General features: G+C 61.6%; 19 protein-coding genes. 10 read left to right on the forward strand and 9 right to left on the reverse strand.

What is annotated here, in order from left to right; translation table 11 throughout:
- The first annotated feature begins 8 nt into the window (after positions 1-8).
- The 5 genes from ROSMUC_RS13925 to hemF all read left to right on the forward strand — a co-directional run bounded on the left by ROSMUC_RS13925 (position 9) and on the right by hemF (position 3879).
- The gene (locus ROSMUC_RS13925) at positions 9-683 is read left to right on the forward strand and encodes an SOS response-associated peptidase (protein ID WP_037274331.1); all 675 of its coding nucleotides are present in this window, start codon (positions 9-11) and stop codon (positions 681-683) included.
- A 118-nt stretch (positions 684-801) separates the two neighbouring features.
- Entirely contained in the window at positions 802-1125 is a 324-nt protein-coding gene (clpS, locus tag ROSMUC_RS13930) for an ATP-dependent Clp protease adapter ClpS (protein ID WP_425442817.1), read from the forward strand.
- 1 nt (position 1126) lies between these two features.
- Complete coding sequence (locus ROSMUC_RS13935) at positions 1127-2119, forward strand: class I SAM-dependent methyltransferase (protein ID WP_037274338.1); 993 nt, start codon at positions 1127-1129, stop codon at positions 2117-2119.
- Between the two features lie 40 nt (positions 2120-2159).
- A complete protein-coding gene (locus ROSMUC_RS13940; RefSeq protein ID WP_037274341.1) occupies positions 2160-2960 on the forward strand; it encodes an SDR family NAD(P)-dependent oxidoreductase in 801 nt (266 codons plus the stop codon).
- A 28-nt stretch (positions 2961-2988) separates the two neighbouring features.
- Entirely contained in the window at positions 2989-3879 is an 891-nt protein-coding gene (gene hemF, locus ROSMUC_RS13945) for an oxygen-dependent coproporphyrinogen oxidase (protein ID WP_037274344.1), read from the forward strand.
- A gap of 7 nt (positions 3880-3886) precedes the next feature.
- On the opposite strand, the gene ROSMUC_RS13950 is transcribed toward hemF, so the two are convergent.
- The 4 genes from ROSMUC_RS13950 to ROSMUC_RS13965 all read right to left on the reverse strand — a co-directional run bounded on the left by ROSMUC_RS13950 (position 3887) and on the right by ROSMUC_RS13965 (position 8031).
- Positions 3887-4651: an IclR family transcriptional regulator gene (locus ROSMUC_RS13950; RefSeq protein ID WP_037274347.1), complete on the reverse strand. Its 765-nt coding sequence runs from the start codon at positions 4649-4651 to the stop codon at positions 3887-3889.
- 13 nt (positions 4652-4664) lie between these two features.
- Positions 4665-6023 (reverse strand): TRAP transporter large permease, encoded by a 1359-nt coding sequence (locus ROSMUC_RS13955; protein WP_037274350.1) that lies wholly within the window; start codon positions 6021-6023, stop codon positions 4665-4667.
- A gap of 1 nt (position 6024) precedes the next feature.
- Positions 6025-6693 (reverse strand): TRAP transporter small permease, encoded by a 669-nt coding sequence (locus tag ROSMUC_RS13960; protein ID WP_037274353.1) that lies wholly within the window; start codon positions 6691-6693, stop codon positions 6025-6027.
- 102 nt (positions 6694-6795) lie between these two features.
- The gene (locus ROSMUC_RS13965; RefSeq protein WP_037274356.1) at positions 6796-8031 is read right to left on the reverse strand and encodes a TRAP transporter substrate-binding protein; all 1236 of its coding nucleotides are present in this window, start codon (positions 8029-8031) and stop codon (positions 6796-6798) included.
- Between the two features lie 116 nt (positions 8032-8147).
- Here ROSMUC_RS13965 and ROSMUC_RS13970 point away from each other — a divergent pair, with 116 nt between their 5' ends.
- On the forward strand, positions 8148-9761 hold the full coding sequence (locus ROSMUC_RS13970; RefSeq protein WP_037274359.1) for a GMC family oxidoreductase: 1614 nt from the start codon (positions 8148-8150) through the stop codon (positions 9759-9761).
- A 58-nt stretch (positions 9762-9819) separates the two neighbouring features.
- Here ROSMUC_RS13970 and ROSMUC_RS13975 read toward each other — a convergent pair whose 3' ends face one another.
- From ROSMUC_RS13975 to ROSMUC_RS13995, 5 genes are all read right to left on the reverse strand, one after another.
- A complete protein-coding gene (locus ROSMUC_RS13975; protein WP_037274361.1) occupies positions 9820-11127 on the reverse strand; it encodes a sigma-54-dependent transcriptional regulator in 1308 nt (435 codons plus the stop codon).
- Positions 11124-12914, reverse strand: coding sequence for a sensor histidine kinase (locus tag ROSMUC_RS13980; RefSeq protein WP_052115368.1), 1791 nt, complete (start codon positions 12912-12914; stop codon positions 11124-11126). Before ROSMUC_RS13980 ends, ROSMUC_RS13975 begins: the two co-directional genes overlap by 4 nt.
- A 44-nt stretch (positions 12915-12958) precedes the next feature.
- On the reverse strand, positions 12959-13315 hold the full coding sequence (locus ROSMUC_RS13985; RefSeq protein ID WP_037274364.1) for a DUF1850 domain-containing protein: 357 nt from the start codon (positions 13313-13315) through the stop codon (positions 12959-12961).
- Positions 13312-15384 (reverse strand): TRAP transporter permease, encoded by a 2073-nt coding sequence (locus ROSMUC_RS13990; protein WP_037274367.1) that lies wholly within the window; start codon positions 15382-15384, stop codon positions 13312-13314. The genes ROSMUC_RS13985 and ROSMUC_RS13990 overlap by 4 nt, the downstream gene beginning before the upstream one ends.
- A gap of 74 nt (positions 15385-15458) precedes the next feature.
- Entirely contained in the window at positions 15459-16415 is a 957-nt protein-coding gene (locus tag ROSMUC_RS13995; protein WP_037274595.1) for a TAXI family TRAP transporter solute-binding subunit, read from the reverse strand.
- A gap of 257 nt (positions 16416-16672) precedes the next feature.
- Here ROSMUC_RS13995 and ROSMUC_RS14000 point away from each other — a divergent pair, with 257 nt between their 5' ends.
- The 4 genes from ROSMUC_RS14000 (at position 16673) to ROSMUC_RS14015 (ending at position 21694) form a co-directional block, all read left to right on the forward strand.
- Positions 16673-16864, forward strand: a complete 192-nt coding sequence (locus tag ROSMUC_RS14000; RefSeq protein ID WP_037274371.1) for a hypothetical protein — start codon at positions 16673-16675, stop codon at positions 16862-16864.
- A 77-nt stretch (positions 16865-16941) separates the two neighbouring features.
- The gene (locus ROSMUC_RS14005) at positions 16942-17778 is read left to right on the forward strand and encodes a hypothetical protein (protein ID WP_102105966.1); all 837 of its coding nucleotides are present in this window, start codon (positions 16942-16944) and stop codon (positions 17776-17778) included.
- Between the two features lie 30 nt (positions 17779-17808).
- Positions 17809-18981: a hypothetical protein gene (locus tag ROSMUC_RS14010; RefSeq protein WP_037274377.1), complete on the forward strand. Its 1173-nt coding sequence runs from the start codon at positions 17809-17811 to the stop codon at positions 18979-18981.
- A gap of 64 nt (positions 18982-19045) precedes the next feature.
- Positions 19046-21694, forward strand: coding sequence for a hypothetical protein (locus ROSMUC_RS14015; protein WP_037274380.1), 2649 nt, complete (start codon positions 19046-19048; stop codon positions 21692-21694).
- The last annotated feature ends 16 nt before the right edge of the window (positions 21695-21710 follow it).

Here is a 21710-nt window from a genome sequence, read left to right on the forward strand (position 1 = left end):
CGGCGGGCATGTGCGGGCGCTTTGTCATCACCCTGCCAAACGACGCGATGGCGCAGCTCTTTGGCGCGGCCCCCGACAATGACCTGTCCCAGCCCCCCGAATACAACGTCTGTCCTACAGCACGGATCGCCGCCGTGCGTCTGGGAGAGAGCGGAGCTCGGCGGCTTTCGGCCCTGCGGTGGGGATTCCTGCCCTCATGGTATGACAGCCTGACCGCCGGACCGCTCTTGATCAATGCCCGCGCCGAGACCATCGCCGACAAGCCCGCCTTTCGCGAGGCGGCGCGCGCGCGCCGCTGCCTGATCCCATGCACGGGGTTCTACGAATGGACCCGCGACGGCGACAGCCGCCTGCCATGGTTCATCCGGCGGCGGCATGGCACACCGTTGGTCATGGCCGGGATATGGCAAAGCTGGGCGCGCGGGGCCGAGCGGATTGACACCTGCGCGATTGTCACCTGCGCTGCCAATGACAGCATGGCGCAACTGCATCACCGCATGCCCGTGATCCTCGAGCCGCAGGACTGGCCGCTCTGGCTGGGCGAGGCAGGCCATGGCGCGGCGCGGCTGATGCGCCCAGCGCCCGAGGATTGTCTGGAGATGTGGCGTGTCGCCCCTGCGGTAAATTCCAACCGTGCGCACGGCCCGGACCTGATCGCGCCGGTCCCCGACACGGCGGATTGAATGGCTTCTTTCACTGGGACCCTTTTCTAACCCCGATCAAACGATATATAGACGTCATGAAACAGACCCTGTCACATGGCAATGATCCGAGTGTACGACTGAAATGATCCAGCATCCGATGACACTGACCGGGCCCAAGGAGGACGCGGGCGATCCTGCGGTGGTCGTTGCAACACGCCCCAAGACCAAGCGTCCGCCGCTTTACAAGGTTTTGCTACTGAATGACGACTACACCCCGATGGAATTCGTGGTCGCTGTGCTCGAGAGATTTTTCGGCATGTCGCATGCGCAGGCCTTTGAGATCATGCTGACCGTTCACAAGAAGGGACTGGCTGTGGTTGGTGTCTTCAGCCACGAAATCGCAGAAACCAAGGTGGCGCAGGTGATGGATTTTGCGCGTCGTCACCAACATCCGCTGCAATGCACCATGGAAAAAGAATAGCTTGGCCCTTGCCACTCGCCTGACACTTGCCCTCGCCGACGGGGTTGCGACCCTGCCCGAGGCGGGACGCATTGCCGTTTTGACCCCGCGCGCAGGTGCTGATCTGTCGGCCCTACCTAAAGAGCGCGTGCAAGTGATTACTGCGCTCAAGCCCGATCACGATCACTTTGCCAGCTTGGGATATGACTGTGCCATTGCCACCGAGGGGCGGTATGGTGCCGCAATCCTCTGTCTACCCCGCGCAAAGGCGCGGGCGCGCGCGCTCTTGGCAGAGGCCGCCGCTGTCACCGATGGCCCGATCATCGTGGATGGTCTCAAGACCGATGGCATCGAATCGTTGCTGCGCGATTGCCGGCGCCGTGTGACGGTCAGCGCGCCACTCTCCAAAGCGCACGGAAAGATTTTCAGCTTTGCCGCAGGTCCAGAGTTTGCCGATTGGACCGCCACCGCATCGCAGCCCATCGCTGACGGCTTTGTCACGGCGCCGGGGGTCTTTTCGGCCGATGCCATCGATCCGGCATCGCGCTTCCTGGCCGAGAGCCTGCCGCAGGCGCTTGGCGCGCATGTAGTCGATCTGGGCGCGGGCTGGGGCTATCTGAGTGCACGAGCACTGGAGCGCGCAAGCATCGCGCGGCTTGATCTGGTCGAGGCGGATCATGCGGCCCTCGACTGTGCACGCAAGAATGTGACAGATTCACGCGCGCAGTTTTACTGGGCCGATGCAACCGTTTGGCAGCCGGACGCGCGTGCCGATAGCGTCATCATGAACCCGCCCTTTCACGAGAACCGCAGCGCCGATCCCGATATGGGCCGCGCCTTTATCCGAGCGGCAGCGGGAATGCTCAAACCCTCGGGTAGCCTCTGGATGGTCGCGAACCGCCACCTGCCTTATGAAACCACGCTTGCGCAAGCCTTTAGCTCGGTCATCGAGGTTACAGGCGATACGCGCTTCAAGATACTCCACGCCAGCCGTCCGATGCGACAGGGCCGATAGCACCGCCCGTGCGCCATGGACCCAGCTTGAAAGGCCAGACATGTCCTTCTCCATCACCGGGAAAACCGCCATTGTCACCGGGGGCGCCAATGGTATCGGACTCGCCATAGGGCGCCATTTCGCTGACAAGGGTGCCAATGTCGTCTTTGCCGATATGGACGAGGCGCGCCTGATCAAGGAATTGGGCGAGAATGACGACAGCAGCAACATCCGGTATTTTGCAGGCGACCTGCGGCAAAAGCTGACGCAGGCCAATCTGCTGTCAGCGACGATTGACGCCTTTGAGCAGGTGGATATTCTCGTCAATGCCTGCCGTCAGGTCGTGCCTTCAGACGCGCTCAACCCGGATGACGATGCAGTGGAGATGCTGCTGGAACAGAACCTCTTGACCGCCCTGCGCATGAGCCAGCAGGTCGCGCGCCGGATGATCAAGCAATCCGAGGGCCAGACCGAGGGCAGCGCCGGCACCATCGTGAACCTGTCCTCGATTGCCGCGCGCTGCACGCATCCCGATCTCTTGGCCTATTCTGTGGCCTCGGCCGCCCTTGATCAGATGACGCGCAGTCTGGCGCTGGCACTGGCACCGCACCGTATCCGCGTCAACGCCCTGGCCTTTGGTTCGGTCATGAGCGCTTCGCTCAAGGAAGCGCTGAGGGAACACAGCGATTACCGAAGCGACATCGAATGTCACACCCCTCTGGGTCGGATTGCATCGGCGGCAGAACTGGCCGAGGCGGTGCATTATCTGGCCTGCGATGGGTCGGCATTCATGACCGGGCAAATCATGACGGTGGATGGCGGACGCACTCTGCTTGACCCCTGCGCGGCCCCGGCGCACTAATAGGCATCATGGCCCTAGGACAAGACGAATGACCGACGATTTCACCCAGCAGAAAAACCGCGCCGCCGCATGGTTCCGCCAATTGCGCAACGACATCGTCGCCGCCTTCGAGGGGTTGGAAGACAGCCATGTCACCGGACCAATGTCAGAGGCGGCACCCGGACGGTTCGAGGTCAGCGAGACCCGCCGCCACAGCGATGACGGATCGGACGCCGGCGGTGGGCTCATGAGCGTGCTCCGTGGCGGCCGGGTGTTTGAAAAGGTCGGTGTAAATGTGTCCGAGGTTTACGGCACCTTGGGCGAAGCGGCCCAGCGTGCGATGGCCGCGCGGGGCGTGCCCGGCATGGACAGCGACCCGCGGTTCTGGGCCTCTGGCATCAGCCTTGTGGCGCATATGCAAAATCCGCACTGCCCGGCCGTGCATATGAACACCCGCATGTTCTGGACCCCTCATGCGTGGTGGTTCGGTGGTGGCTCTGATCTCAATCCCTGCATCGAGTATCCCGAGGATACGGCGCATTTCCATGACCAGCAGCAGGCGCATCTCGACCCGCACGGGTCGGATCTTTATCCCAAGCTCAAGGCCTGGGCTGATGAGTATTTCTATGTGCCGCATCGCAACCGGGCGCGCGGCGTGGGCGGAATTTTCATGGATGACCGCAACACGGGCGATTGGGAAGCCGATTTTGCGCTGACGCAGGACATCGGCCGCGCCTTTCTGCCCGCCTATGTACCGCTGGTGGAAAAGCGCAGGAGTCAGCCGTGGTCGGACGCGGACAAGGACACGCAGCTTCAGCATCGCGGCCTCTACGCCGAATACAACCTCGTCTATGACCGGGGCACCAAATTCGGTCTGGCCACGGGACACGATGCCAACGCCGTGTTGATGAGCCTGCCACCTCTGGCAAAATGGGTCTGAGCGCGTCTCAGGCGACCAGTTTCGACAAATCCGCCGCCGCCGCGCGCATTGCATCCAAGAAATCCATCGCCTGCTCGATGCTGAAGCGCTGAGTGGGCGCGTGAAAGGCAAGTGTCGCCATCAACCGGTCATTGACATCGAGGATCGGCACAGCGAGGGCGATCATATCTTCCATGAACTCCTCTCGGTCGAGCGAATAGCCCTGATCACGCACACGCTGAATTTCCGCCAAGAGCGCGTCGGGATCGGTCAGAGTGTTCGGAGTGCGCGCCACAAGATCGGTGGCTGAGAGGTAGCGCACAAGGTGGCTGCGCGCCAGCGTGCTGAGATACATCTTGCCGCTTGCGGTACAGTAGAACGGCACACGCGTGCCGATGGGTAATTGTATGCGCAGTGGCCATTGCGTCTCGACCCGCTCGAGATAGATCATCGCGTCCCGATCCGGCAGAGCGATATTGCAGGTCTCGCCGACCTCTTGGCTCAGGCGTTGAAGGATCGCCTGACGCGCGGTGCGGATGCGCAGCGAGGACAGAACCCCGCCCGCCAAGGTGCGCAGGCGTGGCCCCGGCGCATAACCGCGCCCATCGAGATCGCGTTGCAAGAACCCTTCTTCCTCGAGCGTGGAAAAGAGGCGGTGAATGGTTGGCTTGGGCAGACCTAGAGATGCATTGATCTCAGTGGGCGTGACTGGCACGCCCACGCGTGCGATTTCCTCGAGCACGAGTAGAAGTCGCAGATTGGTTGGGATTGTTCCTGCGCCTTCGCCATCCATGTTCAGCCCTTTCTTACCGTTGCGGAAGCAGCGCTGTAGACAGGGCAGGCACCAGAGCCACAAGCACCCAGACCGACAACAGCGCCACAAGGTATGGCACGGTGTAGCGTAAGAGCTTGAAATATGGAACGCCCGTCACCCCAGAGGCCACATAGAGGTTGAGGCCATAGGGCGGCGTGACAAACCCGATTGAGGCCCCGACAAGGAAGATCACCGCGAATTGCACCGGCTCGACCCCGACGGAATGGGCAATAGGGGCCAGAATCGGGGCCAGAATGATCGTCACCGGCAGGCTCTCGAGAACCATGCCGCAGACAAAGACGATGGCCATCGCGGTAAAGAGCACCGCGTAGTAGCCGCCCATCGAGGTCACGAAATTGCCGATTACTTCCTGCGCACCCAAAACCGAGAGGATTTGCTGCATAACCACCGAAACCGCGATAAGCGGTGCGAGAATGCCCGTGATCTGCGCCGAACGCATGGTGATCGAGGGCAATTCCAGGGGGCTGAAGCCTTCCACCACCAGCATTTCCGAGATCTTCTTTTCGCTGACGTCGCGCCCCTTGGCACCGCCCATCAGCTTGTAGAGCGGCAGGCTAAGAAAGCCCACGATGACGCAAAAGCCCACCGTCACACCCGCCGCCTCAGTGGGTGAAAATTTACCAGTGTAGATGCCCCAAAGCACGAGACCGATGGCAAAGAACCCCAGCCATGCGCCAATCGCGGTCTTGAAAACCCGCAGCGGGCTGAGCGGGATCAGGAACCCCCAGCCATTGCGCCAGCAGATCAGGAAGGCGGCGAACATCATGGCCAAAACCATCAATGTGCCCGGAATGATGCCCGCGACGAAAAGTTCGGAAATCGGCAGGTTGAGCAAGAAACCATAGACGATGAAGATGATCGAGGGCGGGATGATGATGCCCACCGTGCCGCCCGCCGCAGCCGTCGCCGCCGAGAAGCGCGCATCATAGCCGCCTTTGACCATCTCGGGATGCAGCATCGAGCCGATGGTCGCAGTGGTGGCCGAGTTGGACCCCGAAATTGCTGCGAAGAGACCGCACGCGCCAAGCGCCGCCATGGCCAGCCCGCCGCGTATCCAGCCAAGGCAGGCATAGGCGAAATCGCTCAGGCGCCGTGCAATCCCTGAGCGGTTGATGAGATCGCCGGTCAGAATGAAGAGCGGCATCGCCAGAAGCGCAAACCCATCGGTGAACACATCCCCGAGCGCCCCTCCAATGTTCTGAAGCGGCATGCCAAGAACAAAGGAGACGCCGATCACCCAATAGCCGATGACCAGAAACACCGGCACACCCAGCATGAAGAGAAACGTTACCCCGATGGAGATAGCAGTGATGAGAGTTGGGTCGCTCATGTCAATCGCCTCCGATCACTGCTTGGGTGATCAGGGTCTCGCCACTGCGGAAATTGGCAATATCTATCACAACATTCTCGATCACCCGCGCAACCAGCGTGGTAAAGGCCAGAGGCACGGACAAAAGGAACCACCATTGCATCACATTGTCGGTGCCCAGCATGATCTGAAAATTCGCGGCCGAGTTGATGGCGACTTTGGTTGACGTAACAACGACGACCCAGGCAAACCCGGTCCAAAGCAGTGCGTCGAGCATCAGGCACCCCATCTGACCCGCACGCGACATGGCGTTGCGGAATTCGGCAAAGGCCAAATGCGTGCGTAGTTTGACGTTATAGCTGCACCCGAAATACGTCATGATCAGAAAGAGAAACGGCGGCAGCGTAGTGGACCATGGTACCTGTTGCGACAGCGCGAAGCGGCGAAACACCTCGACAAAGATGATTCCGCCGATAGCCAGATAAGACACGACCATGATGGTCTTTTCCAGATTTCGCTCTGCCCAAGGGCTAAGGCGATAGAACACCAATATCACCAAGGCCAACGCCAGCATCGCGGCCAGACCGAGCGGCCAGGCCGCTGGTTCGTTCATCGCCTGACTCAACATCCAGGAATCGCCTGCCATGAGGGCACTCAGGATATCGCCTGTGCCCTGAAACCAGCCGGTCATGCCCGTTCCTCCCTTTGGGTTGCCGTATGTCCGTGCCGCACGTGTCGGCGGCTTGGGGTATCGGGCCACGCGGATTGCGCGACCCGATCAGAGCCTATCGTCTTAGGCTGACCGCCACCAGCGGCGCGGTTCGACGTTCTCAGGCAGCGTATCCACAGGGATCTCCCGCGCGACGTTGTAGATTTCCTGATAAGTGTCGATGCCACCGGCCCAACCATTGAGCCGCTCGCGCCATTGCGCCCAAGGCTCTGGGTTGAACTCGGGCGAGCACATTTCCTCGGCCATCTTGATCTGATCGTCGGCGAGAAATGCCGGGCGCACACCGTTCTGGGCAAAAATGGTGCCGGGCAGTTGCGGGTCTGAAAAGCCCACCGTCTTGACAAGCGCCGCCTCGTTGGCCGCCTGCACATGGACCTGCGCCAGATAGGCGGACTCCATGATTGCATCCTGCAAATGCGCCTCCATCGCGTCGAACACCTTGACCGACATCGAAGTGTGCTCTGTGCCACAGAAGAATTTGAGGTCGACCGACTGGCTGACAACGGGGGCCATATTCGCATAGGCCACGGCAGAGGCCCAAGTTTCGGCCCCGTCGATCAACCCCTGCTTGAGCCCATCGAGCGTTTCCTCCCACGCCACTGGCACCGGGTTAAGGTTGAGCAGTTGCATTGCGATCCGACCGAGTTGCGTGCCGGTCACGCGGTTCTTGGTACCGAACAATTCCTCGAGCTTCGTCACGGTGGGCTTATCGGCAAAGGACTGGCCCATCTGGAGACCGCGCAATTCGCAATGCGAGAACAGGAACTTTAGCCCATGCCGCTTTTCCAAGGGCTCGCGCAGAATTTTCTGCGAGGCGGGGCTATAGAGGAAATGATACTGCGCGGCCCGGCTGGGGAACATATAGGCATAGTCGAGCACGTTCAGATAGGGCGCACCGCCGGCAGAATTCTGCGTCGAGGCGGAATACATATCGACCACACCTGTTTGGGTCTTTTCCACGCAGTTGAGCTGTCCACAGATCTGGTTGTCGCCGATGAATTCCACACGAATTTCGCCCTCGGTCCGCTCCTCCAGATCGCGGGCAAATTCCAGAACGCCGGCGCGTTCGATCAGGAGGTTGCGCGCGTTAAATCCTGCGGCCCCCAGTTTCAGCGTGTGCTTGGGCTCTTTGCCAAAGCGCTTTTCATAGGTGCTCTCGGCCGCGCGCGCCAAAGACGGAAGCGAGACCGCCCCCGTCAGCGCCCCCGCACCCAATACCACGGATGACAGGCCGAACTGACCTGACAGGCGGAACAGGTCCCGGCGGGAAATTCCGCTCAGGGCTTTCGATACTTTCATGGTCTCCTCCCTATTGTGCAATTTTGATACTTGCAGTCTCAATATTGATCGAATTATCCTTAATCTGGCAAGGATATTTTTTCCATGCACCAAGAATGACCAAATGGAGGCCCGGAATGTCGGAGATTTCAGCGGATTACGTGATCGTCGGCGCGGGCTCTGCCGGATGTGTGCTGGCGAATCGCCTCTCAGCGAACCCCGCGATCAAGGTCGTTCTGCTTGAGGCAGGCGGCCGCGACTGGAACCCGTGGATTCATATTCCAGTGGGATATTTCAAGACCATGCACAATCCGGCGGTGGATTGGTGTTATCGCACAGATCCCGATCCGGGGCTGAATGGCCGCGCACTCGATTGGCCACGCGGCAAGGTGTTGGGTGGCTCGTCCTCTCTCAACGGCTTGCTCTACGTGCGCGGTCAGCCGCAGGATTACGATCGTTGGGCGCAAATGGGCAATCCGGGCTGGGGGTGGGAGGATGTGCTGCCGCTCTTCAAACGCTCCGAACATCAAGAACGCGGTGCCGATGAGTATCACGGCGATCAGGGCACGCTTTGGGTCTCTGACATGCGCCTCAAACGCCCGATCTGTGACGCTTGGGTGGCCGCCGCACAGGAGGCGGGCTATCCGTTCAATCCCGATTACAACGGGGCCACACAAGAGGGCGTGGGGTATTTCCAACTGACCACGCGCAACGGGCGGCGGTGTTCTGCGGCTGTGGCCTTTCTCAACCCGGCGCGCAAACGGCCGAACCTGACCATAATCACCCATGCCCAGGCCAGCCACATCATCCTTGAGGGGCGGCGCGCGACCGGCGTGGCCTACCGCGACCGGGCAGGCTTGGATCAGGTGGTCCGGGCGGGACGCGAGGTGATCTTGTCCTCGGGTGCAATCGGCTCGCCCCAGATATTGATGCTGTCGGGCATTGGCGAAGCAGCGCATTTGCAGGATCACGGAATCGAGGTGCGCCGTGACCTGCGGGCGGTTGGGCGTCACATGCAGGACCATCTGCAAGCACGGCTGGTGTTCAAATGCCATGAGCCGACGATGAACGACGAGGTGCGCAGCCTCACCAACCAGGCTCGCATCGCGCTGAAATATGCTCTCTCGCGTTCAGGCCCCATGGCCATGGCGGCCAGCCTTGCGACCGGCTTCCTGCGCACGGGCGACCATGTCGAGACACCGGATATTCAGTTCCATGTCCAACCCTGGTCCGCCGACAGCCCAGGTGAAGGCGTGCATCGCTTCTCGGCCTTTACCATGTCGGTCTGTCAGTTGCGGCCGGAAAGCCGAGGAGAAATCCGCCTCGCCTCAGCCGATCCGCGGCGCTATCCGAAGATCATCCCCAACTACCTCTCGACCGAGACCGATTGCCGGACCATCGTCGAAGGGATCAAGATCGCTCGCCGCATCGCGCGCTGCGCGCCGTTAACGTCAAAGATCTCAGAGGAGTTCCGCCCCGACCGCACGCTTGACCTTGAGGATTACGAAGGCACGCTGGATTGGGCGCGGCGCTATTCAACCACGATCTATCATCCGACCGGCACCTGCAAGATGGGACAGGGACCAGATACCGTGGTGGATGCGCGGCTGCGCGTGCATGGCATTGACGGGCTGCGCGTGGCGGATTGCTCGATCATGCCCGAGATCGTTTCGGGCAACACCAACGCCCCCGCCATCATGATCGGCGAGAAAGCCTCGGACATGATCCTCGAGGATCGCGTGGTGGGCTAAGCGCGGCTCGTGGCTAGGTTTCGGCCTGTAATACCTCGGGCGGCCCGTCTCAGCCGGATCAGTCCGCGTCGCCACGTCCGCGCAGGTGGCTAGCGCTAATCTTGGCGTTCAGTGTGCGACGCGGGATGCCAAGCTCCTGCGCCGCGCGGGCGGTGTTGCCCTTGCAGCGGTCCAGCACACGCGCGATCTCCATCGTCTCGAACTGGCGGACGCGCTCCTTCAGCGTGCCAACGGGGGCGGCGCCCGTGCCGCCGGCGCGGGTGTCGAGGCCGATGACGCGGCGCTGCGCAAGCTGGCGGAGCTCATGCGCGTTACCGGGCCAGTGGTGGCGCAGCAAGGCCTTGCGGTCGGCGAAGGTAATCTCGGGTTCCGGCAGGCCGTAGCGGGCGGCGGCTTCGGCCACGAAATGAGTGAAAAGCAGTGGGATATCGGCGGATATCTCGCGCAGCGGCGGCAGGGTCAGCTCGACCGCGGCGAGGCGGAAGAAGAGATCGAGGCGGAAGCGGTCCTGAGCGATCAGGTCCTTCAGGTCAGCGGCGCTCGCCGCCAGGATGCGCAGGTCGACGGGGCGAGTGTCGCCGTCGACCTCCACCGCGCAGGACTGGATCACGCCGAGCAGCCGGGATTGCAGCGAGAGGGGCAGCGCCTCGATCTGGTCAAGAAAGAGCGTACCGCCGTCCGCCTGGACGATGCGACCGGAGCGATAGGTGCCGTCAGAGCGGAGGTGGCCGAAGAGGTCTGCGTCGAAGTTGTCCTCGCGAAGGGCCGCGCAGTTAATGGTGACGAAGGGACCCGCTGCGCGCGGTCCTCTCTGGTGCAGGATGCGCGCAGTGAGGTCTTTGCCGGTCCCTGTCTCCCCCATCAAGAGCACGTCGACGTCGAGGGGGGCGATCTTTTCTATGCGCTTGCGTATGTTGTCGATCGCCGTGGTCTCTCCCAACAGACGCGGCTTCAGCGCGTCGAGGGAGGCGCGGAGTGCCGCGTTCTCTTTCCGTAGGTGAACGGCTTGCAGCGTTCGGGTCACAACGGAGAGAAGGTGATCGGCGTCATAAGGCTTTTCGAGGAAATCCTGCGCGCCAAGGTGGATAGCCTTGACCGCCTGTCCGACGTCGCCATGGCCGGTGAGCAGGATCAGCGGCAAGTCGACGGCGCGGCCGCGGACCGCTTCTAGAAAGGCGATGCCGTCCACGCCGGGCATCCGCAGGTCGCTGAGGATGAGGTCTGGCGTGTCGACGTCCATCTGGTCGAGGGCGGCGCGCGCGCCGTCGAATCCCTGCGCGTCATAGCCTGTGGTAGCCATCAGATCGCAAAGACCGATGCGGTGGTCGTCGTCGTCGTCCACGACCCAGATGCGGGCGCGGGTCATGCGGCGTCAACCGCTGTCGCCCCGGCGGCGCGAGGCAGTGTGATGGTGGCGCAGGTGCCGGCGCCGGGGTTAGAAGTCAGGCGAAGGGTGCCGTGGAAATCCTCCACGATGGTCTGGCTGATCGAGAGTCCGAGGCCCAGACCGTCGCCGCCGGTCTTGGTGCTGTAGAAGGGCTCTCCGATCTTGCTGAGCGCGGCAGGCTCGATCCCGGTGCCGGCGTCGGTGACGCGCAGGATGACCTGGGTGGCCGTCACTTCCCGTGACACAGTCACCGCGCGAGTCTCGACGTTTGCCACTGCGTCGAGCGCATTCAGCAACAGGTTCACCATCACCTGTTCCAACCGGACGAGGCCGCCGATGACCTCTGGTGCCGGGCCCTCTCTTGGGGCGGAAAGGGTGACGCCCAGAACGTCGGCGCGGTGGCGGACGAGGTCGAGGGCATTGTCGACCACCTGATCCATATCGACCCGGGAGAGGTTGCCGGTTTCCCTACGTCCGAAGCTCTTGAGATGACGGATGGTGCGCAGCATCCGTCGGATGTGACCGCGGGCGCTTTCTATCCGGGCGGTGGTTTCATCGTCGGTGCCTCGCGTGCTGATGACGGCCGCTGCAAGGGTCGCCTCCATCGCCGCAAGGGGCTGTGATACCTCGTGCACGATGGCCGAGGACATGCGGCCGAGGGCGGCCATCTTTTCCGAATGGATCAGCGCCTCCTGGGTGTCGCGCAGTTCGGTTTCGGCGGCGCGGCGGGTCTCGATCTCCTGGGCCAGTTCACGGGTGCGCCGCTCGACCTGCTGTTCCAAGAGGCGACCCTGTTGCAGTCGCATCGCGACGAGACGACGACGTTGCAGGAGGGTCTGCGCCAGCAGGGCAGCAGCGAGCGCCGTCAAGCCGGAGATCGCGGCACCCGCCAGAGCTGCGCGCAGGGCACCGCGCGCGGGGAGGGCGGAAAGCACCTGCCAGCCGTCGGGATCGATCGGTAGCCTGCGCATTAGCAGCCAACGCCCGTTGACGTCGACCGGGCGCGCGTTCTGAAGCGCGCCGTCTATCGAGAGGAGCGGCGGCGTGGTGTCAAGCGCGACCCCTTCGTAGCGGCGGGTGGCAGACACGCGGGCCAGCACCTCGGGGCTCAACGCCAGCAGCGGCTTGTAGAGCCAGGAGGGGTGACCGGAGAGGAAGACAATACCGTTGTCATCCGCGATGGCGACATCCGCGGCCGCGTTGCGCCAGGCGTCCTGCAGCGGCACAAGGTCGACCTTAACGACGATCACCGCACGCGTGCCATTCGGAAGGGTGACGCGCGATGATAGGAAATAGCCGGGCCGGCCGGTGGTCACCCCGATGGCGTAGAACCGCCCCGACCCCGTCTGCATGGCGTCGCCGAAATAAGGGCGAAAGCTGTAGTCCGCGCCAACGAAACTTTCCGGCGTGTGCCAGTTGCTGGCGGCAAGGGTGCGGCCCTGATCGTTCAGCAGGTAAAGTTGATCGGCTCCGGAGGCTCTGGCAACGGTTTCGAGGTAGCGGTTGGCGGCGTCGATCGCCGAAGGGTTCTGCGGGTCGGTTATGGCCTGACCGATCCGCACGTCCTCTGCCGCAACGCGGGGGAGATATCGGAAACGGTCGATCTCTGTCTCGATGGCGCGGCGTGTAAGAGTGAGGGACTGGTCCAGCGTTTCGGCCACGCGGGAGGTGGCGATGCGATAGGCAACGCCCCCCCCGGCCAGCGCCACGGCAAGCGCAAGGCATACAAGCAGGATCAGCGGGCGGGTCCGGAGTGGGCGGGTCATGGCGTCGCGCAGTCTGGCACCATGCTTGCGGAAAGTTAAGCCACTTATCGGCATGGCGAGAGCGTGATGGGCGCCCCCATTTCCGCACCAATGACACGACAGTTGCCGTCCCCGCAGAGCGTCCAGCCGTCTTCTGTCGCGCCGGAGGCGGCAAGCGTCAACTCCGGCACATCAAGGTGGCCCGGCGAGACCCACCAACCGTCCTGCAGGACGGCGTCCGGTCCGGGCTCCATCCCTGCGCCAGAGCCCTTGATCCGGGACTGTCGCAGGGTGAGACCGGTTGCCGTCACGTGCCAGGCCTCCTCCCACGTCACCTTTTCGACGGAGTGGGTCCAGGACAGTGTCACCACCGGGTCGGCCAGTGTCAGCGCAAAGGTTCCGATGGCGAGGCAGATGCTCATGCCGCTGCCCGCCGGCCCATCAAAACGACCCCCGCGACAAAGGCGGCGGCCAAGGCAAAGCCGATCTCGTCCGTCAGGGGCAGAGCCGCGATCAGCGTTCCGGCCGCGACGACGCCCAGCAGGCGCAGCGGCCAGCCGAGTGGTCGGCCCAGCCATCCGATCACCGCGGCGCCCCAGAGACCGATACAGATCACGGTTTTGAAAACGATGTAGGCGACGGCCGGCCAGTAGCCGATGGCATCCGCCAGCGGCCCGCCCGCCTGTAGCATCAGCGCCGGAGTATAAACCGCCATGAAGGGAATGACAAAGCCCGCCGCCGCAACCTTGATTGCCTCAAAGGAGATTCGCAGCCCGTTCTCTTTGGCTATCGGCGCCGCAGCAAAACAGGCGAGCGCGACAGGCGGTGTCAAGTCCGCGAGAATGCCGAAGTAGAAGACGAACATGTGGCTGACGATCAGCGGCACACCGAGCGCCAACAGCGCGGGTCCAGCGATGGAAGAGGTGATGATGTAGTTGGGAATTGTGGGGATTCCCATGCCAAGCAGGATGCAGGTAAGCATGGTCAGGATCAGGCTGAGCAGCAGGGATGTCTTGCCGACCGAGACGATGAACTGCCCGAAGGTATTGGCCGCACCCGTTAGCGTCATGGTGCCGATGATGATGCCGACGAGGGCACAGGCGACACCAACCGGCAGGGCGGTCTTGGCCCCTTCGGCCAGAGAGTCTCGGCAAAGGCGCAGCGTCTCGCGCCCTCCGTTCGTCACTGCGCACCACAGGATCAGCGCGGCGAGTGCGACCACCAGCACTTCGATCCCGAACTCAAAGAAGGCTGCGGCGACAAGGCCGAGGCAGACCCAGAACGCTAGGCGCATGGCCCCCGCGGGCAGGTTCATCACCGCCGTGCCACCGAGGATCAGCAGTACGGTGAGGCCCAGGCCGATGGTCCCGGCAAAGAGCGGAGTGTAGCCGCCGAACAGCAGGTAGATCAGCACGCCGAGTGGGACGAGCAGCATCCAGTTTTCTGCAATCGCCTTACGGGGGGAGGGCAGGTCAGCCTTGGCGAGGCCCTTGAGCCCGTGCTTGCCCGCCTCAAGGTGCACCATCCAGAATGCAGAGGCGAAGTAGAGGATCGCGGGGATCAGCGCGGCCTTCACGACCTCGACATAGGGCACGTCCAGTGTCTCAGCCATGATGAAGGCGACGGCCCCCATCACCGGCGGCATGATCTGCCCGCCCATAGAGGCCGTGGCCTCGACCCCGCCGGCGAAGGCGGAGCGGTAGCCAAACTTCTTCATCAGCGGGATGGTGAACTGACCGGTCGTCACGACGTTGGCAACGCCCGAGCCAGAGATTGTCCCCATGAGTCCCGAGGAGACCACTGCGACCTTGGCAGCACCGCCCTGCCGATGGCCGAAGAGACCCAAGGCGACGTCCGTGAAAAGCCGGATCATTCCGGCCCGTTCGAGGAAGGAGCCGAAGAGGATGAAGAGAAAGATGTAGGTGGAGGACACATACGTCGGGATGCCGTAGATACCTTCCGTACCATAGGCCATGTGGTCGATGACCTGGGTGAAGTCGAAGCCCCGGTGGTTCAGCGGAGAAGGCAGGTATTCGCCGAAAAGGCAGTAAGCCAGGAAGGCCCCAGCAATCAGCGGCAGAGCCGGGCCCATCATCGTCCACGCGGCGGCGAAGACAACGATCAGGGCAACGACGCCGACCACGATGTCCTGGGTCAGGGGACGCCCGGCGCGCATGATCAGCGGCTGGTATTCCCACCACTGGTAGAGCGCGACCGCAACACCGGCGGCCGCGAACAGCCACGCGATCGCCCTGAGTTGGACCCCCACGCCGCGCCCGTAGGCGATCAGCGGGAAGGCGAGCAACGTCAGGAAGCCGACGTGGAAGGCCCGCGTGATTTGGCTGGGCATGTCGATGATGTGGGCTGCCGTGGCGATCTGAAAGACAGAGAAGACGACGGCGATCCAGAACAGGAGGCGGCCGGTCATGTCGGCAGCAAAGGACATCTCGTGTCCCTCCTGCGGATCAGGGGGAGTGGTGACGTCGGTCATGGGAACCTCGCTTTTTCTTGAGGTAGGACCTGGCGCACCGATACGGAGCGCCAGATATTGCCGTGGCGCACCGCTTACTTGAGGACGCCAACCTCGCGGTAGTACTTCTCCGCACCCGGATGCAGCGGAATGGGCATGCCGCTCAGTGCATTCTCGATTGAGATCTGCGCGGCAGCCTTGTGGGCGGCGGTCAGAGTCTCGAGATTTTCGAACAGCTGCTTCGTCATCAGGTAGGCTGTTTCCTCACTGACACCCTCGTGGGTGACCAGAAAGTTGGAGACGGCAACGGTAGGCACATCCTCGGTCTGGCCGTCGTAGGTCCCGGCCGGAATGGTGGCCGCGACGTAGGGCGCGCCGAGCTTCGTTGCAACATCCCCGGGAATGGACACGACGTTGATCGGCAGGGAGGAAGCGAGATCGCGGATCGAAGCCACGCCCAGTCCCGCGGACTGAAGAGTGGCATCAAGCTGACGGTTCTTGATCAGTTCGACCGACTCTGCAAACGGCAGATATTCGACCTTGCCGAGGTCGTCATAGCTTATCCCCTCCGCGCCGAAGATTGCGCGGGCATTCAATTCAGTGCCGGAAGCAGGCGCGCCGACGGAAAGGCTCTTGTCCTTGAGACCGGCAAAATCGGTGATGCCGGAGTCCTTGGAGGCAACGACCTGAATATAGTTCGGGTAGATCGCCGCGATGCCACGCAGCTTGTCGAGCTTGTGGGTGAAACCCGCGTCCGGGTTGCCTTCCCAAGCCATCGCGACGGAATCACCCAAGGCGAAGGCCAGTTCGCCGCGGCCGTCCTGCAGAAGGTTCAGGTTCTCGACGCTCGCCTTCGTCGACTGGACGGATGTGCGGGCGCCCGGAATCTTCTCGCCGTAGATATTGGCCAGACCCGCGCCGAGCGGATAGTAGACGCCCGAGGTGCCGCCGGTCAGGACATTGATGAACTCGTCGGCCTGTACCGTAAACGGCACCGTGACGAGGGCGGATGCAACAAGGCACCCGCGCAAAGCGGATTTCAGATTGATCATGGTTTCCTCCCAGAAATGGCAGTCCCGCCGATCGGGCAGGTCAGTGGTGGAAGTCTGTGCCGCGGACCCCGCATCGGGCAAGAATACGCAGGTTTCTAGGCGAATCCTGTGGGCATAAAACAGCCCGGTGTCTGGCAGATTTCTGCCAAGACCCTTGTTGATATGGTTGAAACGATGCGCCGCCGGTCTGGATGCAGGCGGGTATCCAGTCATCAAAATGATGTTGTCACGTTAACTCGTTAAGATTGCAAGTTGGCATGCCGATCGTTGATCAAGCAACATTTGCGGTGCATTTCCACGCGTCTAAAGCTTTGAGCCAACCGGTGCAGCACACGGTCATTTTGCCGCCGCTGGACGAATATCAGGCGGTGTCGGCGCTTTTCTCGGGCGTGCTGCCCCCAGCCCAGGATTGTGTCAAAATTGTAGACAGGGCGATTTGCTTTACCTAAGGTTCATTGGGCGGTAGATTTCCAAGGCCTTTTTTCACATCCGTTCTTCCACCATCATTATGAGACAAGACATAGGTATGACAGAATCCAGCCCGTTTCAGGGTGTTTCCGAATTACGCTCGTGGGTTGCATCCGGCGGTGTTGCCCGCGCCGGACTTCCTGCCAATTTCATATCTGAGCTGCTGGCTTCGCTGTCAATTTTCGCCGTCCTCGCCAATAATCTATCAGAAAGTCTTGTGAAGATCGACGCCAGGTGGCGCGATATGGGCGGGGACAACATGCTGAAGGCCTCACTCGGTCAGCTTCTCGTACTTCTCGGCGACACGGTCGCTGAATCACGGCACGCCACGCAACAGGCGATGAGCGTCAAGGTAGCCGGAAACAAGGTCTTCGGAAGAATTGAGCGCGAAATCGCGATACACGGCAAACAGATCAGGGAGATGACGGCCGCAATCCAAACCTCTGAAGAGCGCATGGAGGCTGCCGCAAAGGCCGCGAAGGAGGCGAGCGCCAAACTGAACGCGGGCGATTACATCCTGCACGGTCTGGAAGCAATCTTTACCTTTGGTCAGGTCGACAAGAACCGCGACAACCTTAACAAGCTCAACACTTCAATCGCGATCCACAAGGGCGAGGCCGCCTCCCAACGCCAGCATCGAGAACTTCTTGCAATGTACAAGGCCGAGCTTGTTGCGCTGCGAAACGGGGTCGAGCGTGTACTGACCGTCGACCAGACAATGACACAGTTCCAGAATGACTTGGTCGCCTTGGGACCACTGCTACTTCCGGCCTACCAGCAGATCGAGAAATCCGAGGCTACGTCAAACCTCAAAGTCGCGAACATCCACCTCGAGCGGGCGCGTCCAAAGATGGACGCGATGTCGAGATGGATACAGGGCCTCGCCATCAATTAGGTAGCTCAGCCTGAGCTGAAAGGAACCAGCATGACCGATGACAGCATTGAAACAATCGACTTCACCAAGCCGTTCGAGCCCTTGATGTCGCTCATTGGGCGCGAAGGGTCAAACCGGTCAGAGCTTTGGCAGGCTTGGCACTTTCTTCAGGTCTACGCGAACTGGGGTATCCGTTTGCCGACGTCAGAGACGGACTTCAAGGCGATCATGGGTGCCGATGCTCTGAAGTTCGATTTTCTGCCTCCAATGCAAGACGGCAATTCGCTCATCTCGAAAGCCTGCGAGGCGTTCCTGAAGAACGTCTTCTCCGAGGTCATTCAAGTGGGCATGGACCTGAAGGTCTATGCCGAGACAACCGCCGGGGGCGAGGACGGGATGCTGCAGATCATCCTCGACTCGGTCGAAGACGGCGATACCGAGACAGCACTCGAGCTTCTGACAGATCTTCAAAAAGACGCCAATTCCGCCAGCACGAGGGCGGGCCATGTCAAAGTAGCGCTCGACGAGTTCCGGACGGAGCTTGGCAAGGCCTTGGGAAAACTCGACACCGCCCGCACGAGCCTCGATAGCGACAGCAGCACGAACGAGGAGACCCTCGGTATCCTCGCGGCGGACGCGAACACCGAGGGCTCAATCGCCTATAAACACAAGATGCTGGAAGAGGCGCGACGGCTGCACACAGAGGCGACAATAGCGGCGGCGACGTCGCCCACTTACATCTGGGTGCTGCCACCCCTTGGCCTGATCGCAACGGGCGTCGTGATGGGCATCTACACGGACAAGGCGATCCAGCGAATGAAGGATATCGAAGAACTGGAGGATTCGATCCAGAAGGAGGGTGCGCATCTTAAACAAGCTCTCGCGGCGCGCAGCGTCTTTACCCAAGGCTCAAACGGCTTGACGAACGTGATCAGCTATACCGAGGCGGCCTCGGCTAAATGCGGCGTGGTTCAAGAGACATGGAAGGGGATCGCCTCGCATATCTCCGAGATGACGAAGTACCTGGAGAACACGACGAGACAATCGCCCGACGGAGAGATCGAGGTGAAATCGAAGCGGTTGTTGGGCGTGGCTCTGCGCAAGGTCGAAAAAAACTGGCAGACGATGCTGCCAGACCTGAGCGAGCTGATGACAGACAACTACGTCAGTATCGCTCCTGGAACGGCCACCGTTGCCGAAGTGTTCAAAAAGCTCAACGGCTGAAGCGTGGGGTCCCTTGTGGGCCCGCACACCCCTTCGAGCATCCAGGGCGCAGAGAGAGTTTTCGATGACACACAATTGGGCCGAGCTTTATTCCGCCAAGACCATCCAGCGCTGGCACCTTCCAGAATATCAGCACCTCAACCCGGACTATGGAGAGTTCCGCGCGCCGCTGCTGCGTTGGAGCGAGATGGACGCAAGCATTAAGGACGCCGACAATCTGGCGATGCTGGTGATCTGCTGCGACGTTCTGGTCCTGGATAAAACACCGACGCTGCGGTGCCCAACCTTCATCTTCGCGCGCGTGATCGAGGTAGGAGCCAAGGCCGAACTGATTTTCGACCTGAGCGACGGCACAAAGCTTTCCTCCATCATCGCGGCGCAACGCATCGTTGATGCCGCCACGGGCGTGCCCGCCACGCTGACGCTTGCGACCGTCAGTCTCGACGCTGGTGGCGACCTTGTCGAGGCCGAGACGCATATTGTCGCCGACGGCAGCACAACTGCCTATGTGATGGAGCGCGGTGAAGAACGGGCGACAAAGGTCGCCGCCTCAGCCGCTGCGCTCGACTTTCTTGCGCCCGGAGAGCCGCTGGCAGTAATGCTGACGACAACGTTCCAGATCGCTTGCCTGCTCTCGACCGAAGAGCCACGCCTTGCGGCGGACCAAGTCATGTGGGTTGCTGCATTGACGGCACAGCACCCGACCTCGCACATGCTGTCGTCGGATTGTCACGCGCTTTACAAGACATTGATTCAACTGATGGACATCGGTGCTGACGCGCTTCTCGTTCCGCACCTTGACCATGAGATCTACGCCGAAAAATCGAAGGCCTGCCTTGCGTTGCTGCACCAGCGCGTACAGCGCTACGACGCTCTGGTCGAGAAGGCGAGGACAGACGAGCACTGGCGCGATCAGGTCGCAATCACTATCGCAGACAAGCAGAACGAGGCCGAGCTCGCCGCGAACCTACGCGCGCAGACCGAGGCGACCTGCGAGCAGATGCGCAAAGCGCGCCAGATAGCGGCGGCAAACCTTCTGGAATGCCAGACCGATCTGACAGATCTGATGGTGGACTTCCAGCGTGGCATCAAGAACTGGCAGCGCGACGAGACGATCAAGGCGTCGATCGAGATATTCACAGGCGTAGTGGATTTGGTTCAACAAGTCGGGACGATTGTCGCCTCGGGCGGAACGCTCGCGGCCATCCCCGTCATCGACAATATCAAGATGTTGGCAGGTATGTCGGTAGACTTGTCAACGCGCGCTGCGAAAGGTGACAAGTTCGAGGACGTCATCGATATCAGTTGGCTGTTCGAAGACAACGGTGATGACGATCCGCCGGAATATACGGCCGAGAACGCCAAAGAAGACATCATTTCGTATTTCGAGACACGCAAAGCTGATCAGGAAGCGGCCCAAAAGGAGAAGTCGCGACAGGATAAGATCAAGAAGGGTGCTGCCGATCTCAAGAAGGCCGGGATCTCGGCTGGCAAGGATATAAAGGGCATCTACGACGGCATCATGCGCATCGTCGACATAGCAGAGAAAGCGAAGAAGCTCGAGCAGCAAAGCGAGGATTTTCTCGTCAAGGCGGCAGCCCAGGTGAATACGTCCTTCGGGGCGATAGCGCCCATCGGACTCGACGTCGTGACCGGGGGTGAGGACGGCTGGGCGCAGACCGAGCTGGGCCTCGAGGAGATGTTCGATAAAGTCGGCGACATGATGGACAAGCTCGGCGGCGGACGCGCCTACCGGCTAGCGCTCAGGCGGATGGTCCTGCATGGCCGCACCATGAGCCAGACGCGCCTCGCGCTCGCCAAGGCGAACAACGACCTCGCGGATGCGATACTGCGCGAACGGGCGGCGCAGGCCTCGCGGCGACTCTACGATGGCTACCTGCGTGATCTTTCGCAGTCGCAGGCGCGCGATACGGCGTTGCGGCAACTTGCCTTTGGGCGCGTGCTCGACAGCAAGCGCAGCGTCTACTTGGCAATGGAAGCCTTCATGCGTGCGGCAAGCTACTTCACGCTGCGCCCAATCGACCGGTCCGTTCTGCCCCGGATCACCGACAGCGTCGACGCGTTCTCCGAGGCGGTGATGACGCATACGGGAACCTGGGTCACCAGCATTGCACTTGGCCGGTCGCCAGGGCCGATGGATGTCTGGCTAGACGTCGATCTGACTTCGGCGACTGGTACGGCCGACGCTCCAGACATGGTTGTTGCGCAAGGCGATGCCAGAGCCAAGGACGTGACGAACGCCGACGGAGAGGACGACCTGACTTCGTTGGCGATCATGCGAAGCGCAGATGACTCCGTCAGTGTGACGATCCCGACCGATCACCCACGGTTCAACCGGTGGTACAGGGTTCGTCTGGACGCTGTACGAGTCTACGCAGACGGCGTGCACTCCGACGGCGATCTCTGGATCGACATTCAGACAGATGGCACCTACCTCGACAAGACGCCCTCCGGTGGCACGGCGCGATTTGTGACGCAGCCCTTCGTGCGCGCCTTCGTTTATAACCCGCTGGACGCCGCGGCAATGCCCACTGGCGACAGCGCAACGACCGGGCGCTTCGCCGAGGATTTCTTCAAGCCGACACCCTTCGCGACCTGGCGCTTCACGATTTCTCGGCAGGACGGCAGAAAACTCGACCTGCGCGCGTTGACGAGGCTGCGAGTGAACTTGAAGGGAAGCGTCATGTCATGAGCCGCGCCGTTCCGCT

The sequence above is a fragment of the Roseovarius mucosus DSM 17069 genome, from assembly GCF_000768555.3.
GTDB classification, from domain to species: domain Bacteria; phylum Pseudomonadota; class Alphaproteobacteria; order Rhodobacterales; family Rhodobacteraceae; genus Roseovarius; species Roseovarius mucosus.

Coding starts and splice junctions, on each gene's coding strand:
- ROSMUC_RS13925 (WP_037274331.1), top strand. CDS start 9: ATGTGCGGGCGCTTTGTCATCACCCTGCCAAACGACGCGATGGCGCAG.
- clpS (WP_425442817.1), top strand. CDS start 802: ATGACACTGACCGGGCCCAAGGAGGACGCGGGCGATCCTGCGGTGGTC.
- ROSMUC_RS13940 (WP_037274341.1), top strand. CDS start 2,160: ATGTCCTTCTCCATCACCGGGAAAACCGCCATTGTCACCGGGGGCGCC.
- hemF (WP_037274344.1), top strand. CDS start 2,989: ATGACCGACGATTTCACCCAGCAGAAAAACCGCGCCGCCGCATGGTTC.
- ROSMUC_RS13950 (WP_037274347.1), bottom strand. CDS start 4,651: ATGGATGGCGAAGGCGCAGGAACAATCCCAACCAATCTGCGACTTCTA.
- ROSMUC_RS13955 (WP_037274350.1), bottom strand. CDS start 6,023: ATGAGCGACCCAACTCTCATCACTGCTATCTCCATCGGGGTAACGTTT.
- ROSMUC_RS13960 (WP_037274353.1), bottom strand. CDS start 6,693: ATGACCGGCTGGTTTCAGGGCACAGGCGATATCCTGAGTGCCCTCATG.
- ROSMUC_RS13965 (WP_037274356.1), bottom strand. CDS start 8,031: ATGAAAGTATCGAAAGCCCTGAGCGGAATTTCCCGCCGGGACCTGTTC.
- ROSMUC_RS13970 (WP_037274359.1), top strand. CDS start 8,148: ATGTCGGAGATTTCAGCGGATTACGTGATCGTCGGCGCGGGCTCTGCC.
- ROSMUC_RS13975 (WP_037274361.1), bottom strand. CDS start 11,127: ATGACCCGCGCCCGCATCTGGGTCGTGGACGACGACGACGACCACCGC.
- ROSMUC_RS13980 (WP_052115368.1), bottom strand. CDS start 12,914: ATGACCCGCCCACTCCGGACCCGCCCGCTGATCCTGCTTGTATGCCTT.
- ROSMUC_RS13985 (WP_037274364.1), bottom strand. CDS start 13,315: ATGAGCATCTGCCTCGCCATCGGAACCTTTGCGCTGACACTGGCCGAC.
- ROSMUC_RS13990 (WP_037274367.1), bottom strand. CDS start 15,384: ATGACCGACGTCACCACTCCCCCTGATCCGCAGGAGGGACACGAGATG.
- ROSMUC_RS13995 (WP_037274595.1), bottom strand. CDS start 16,415: ATGATCAATCTGAAATCCGCTTTGCGCGGGTGCCTTGTTGCATCCGCC.
- ROSMUC_RS14000 (WP_037274371.1), top strand. CDS start 16,673: ATGCCGATCGTTGATCAAGCAACATTTGCGGTGCATTTCCACGCGTCT.
- ROSMUC_RS14005 (WP_102105966.1), top strand. CDS start 16,942: ATGACAGAATCCAGCCCGTTTCAGGGTGTTTCCGAATTACGCTCGTGG.
- ROSMUC_RS14010 (WP_037274377.1), top strand. CDS start 17,809: ATGACCGATGACAGCATTGAAACAATCGACTTCACCAAGCCGTTCGAG.
- ROSMUC_RS14015 (WP_037274380.1), top strand. CDS start 19,046: ATGACACACAATTGGGCCGAGCTTTATTCCGCCAAGACCATCCAGCGC.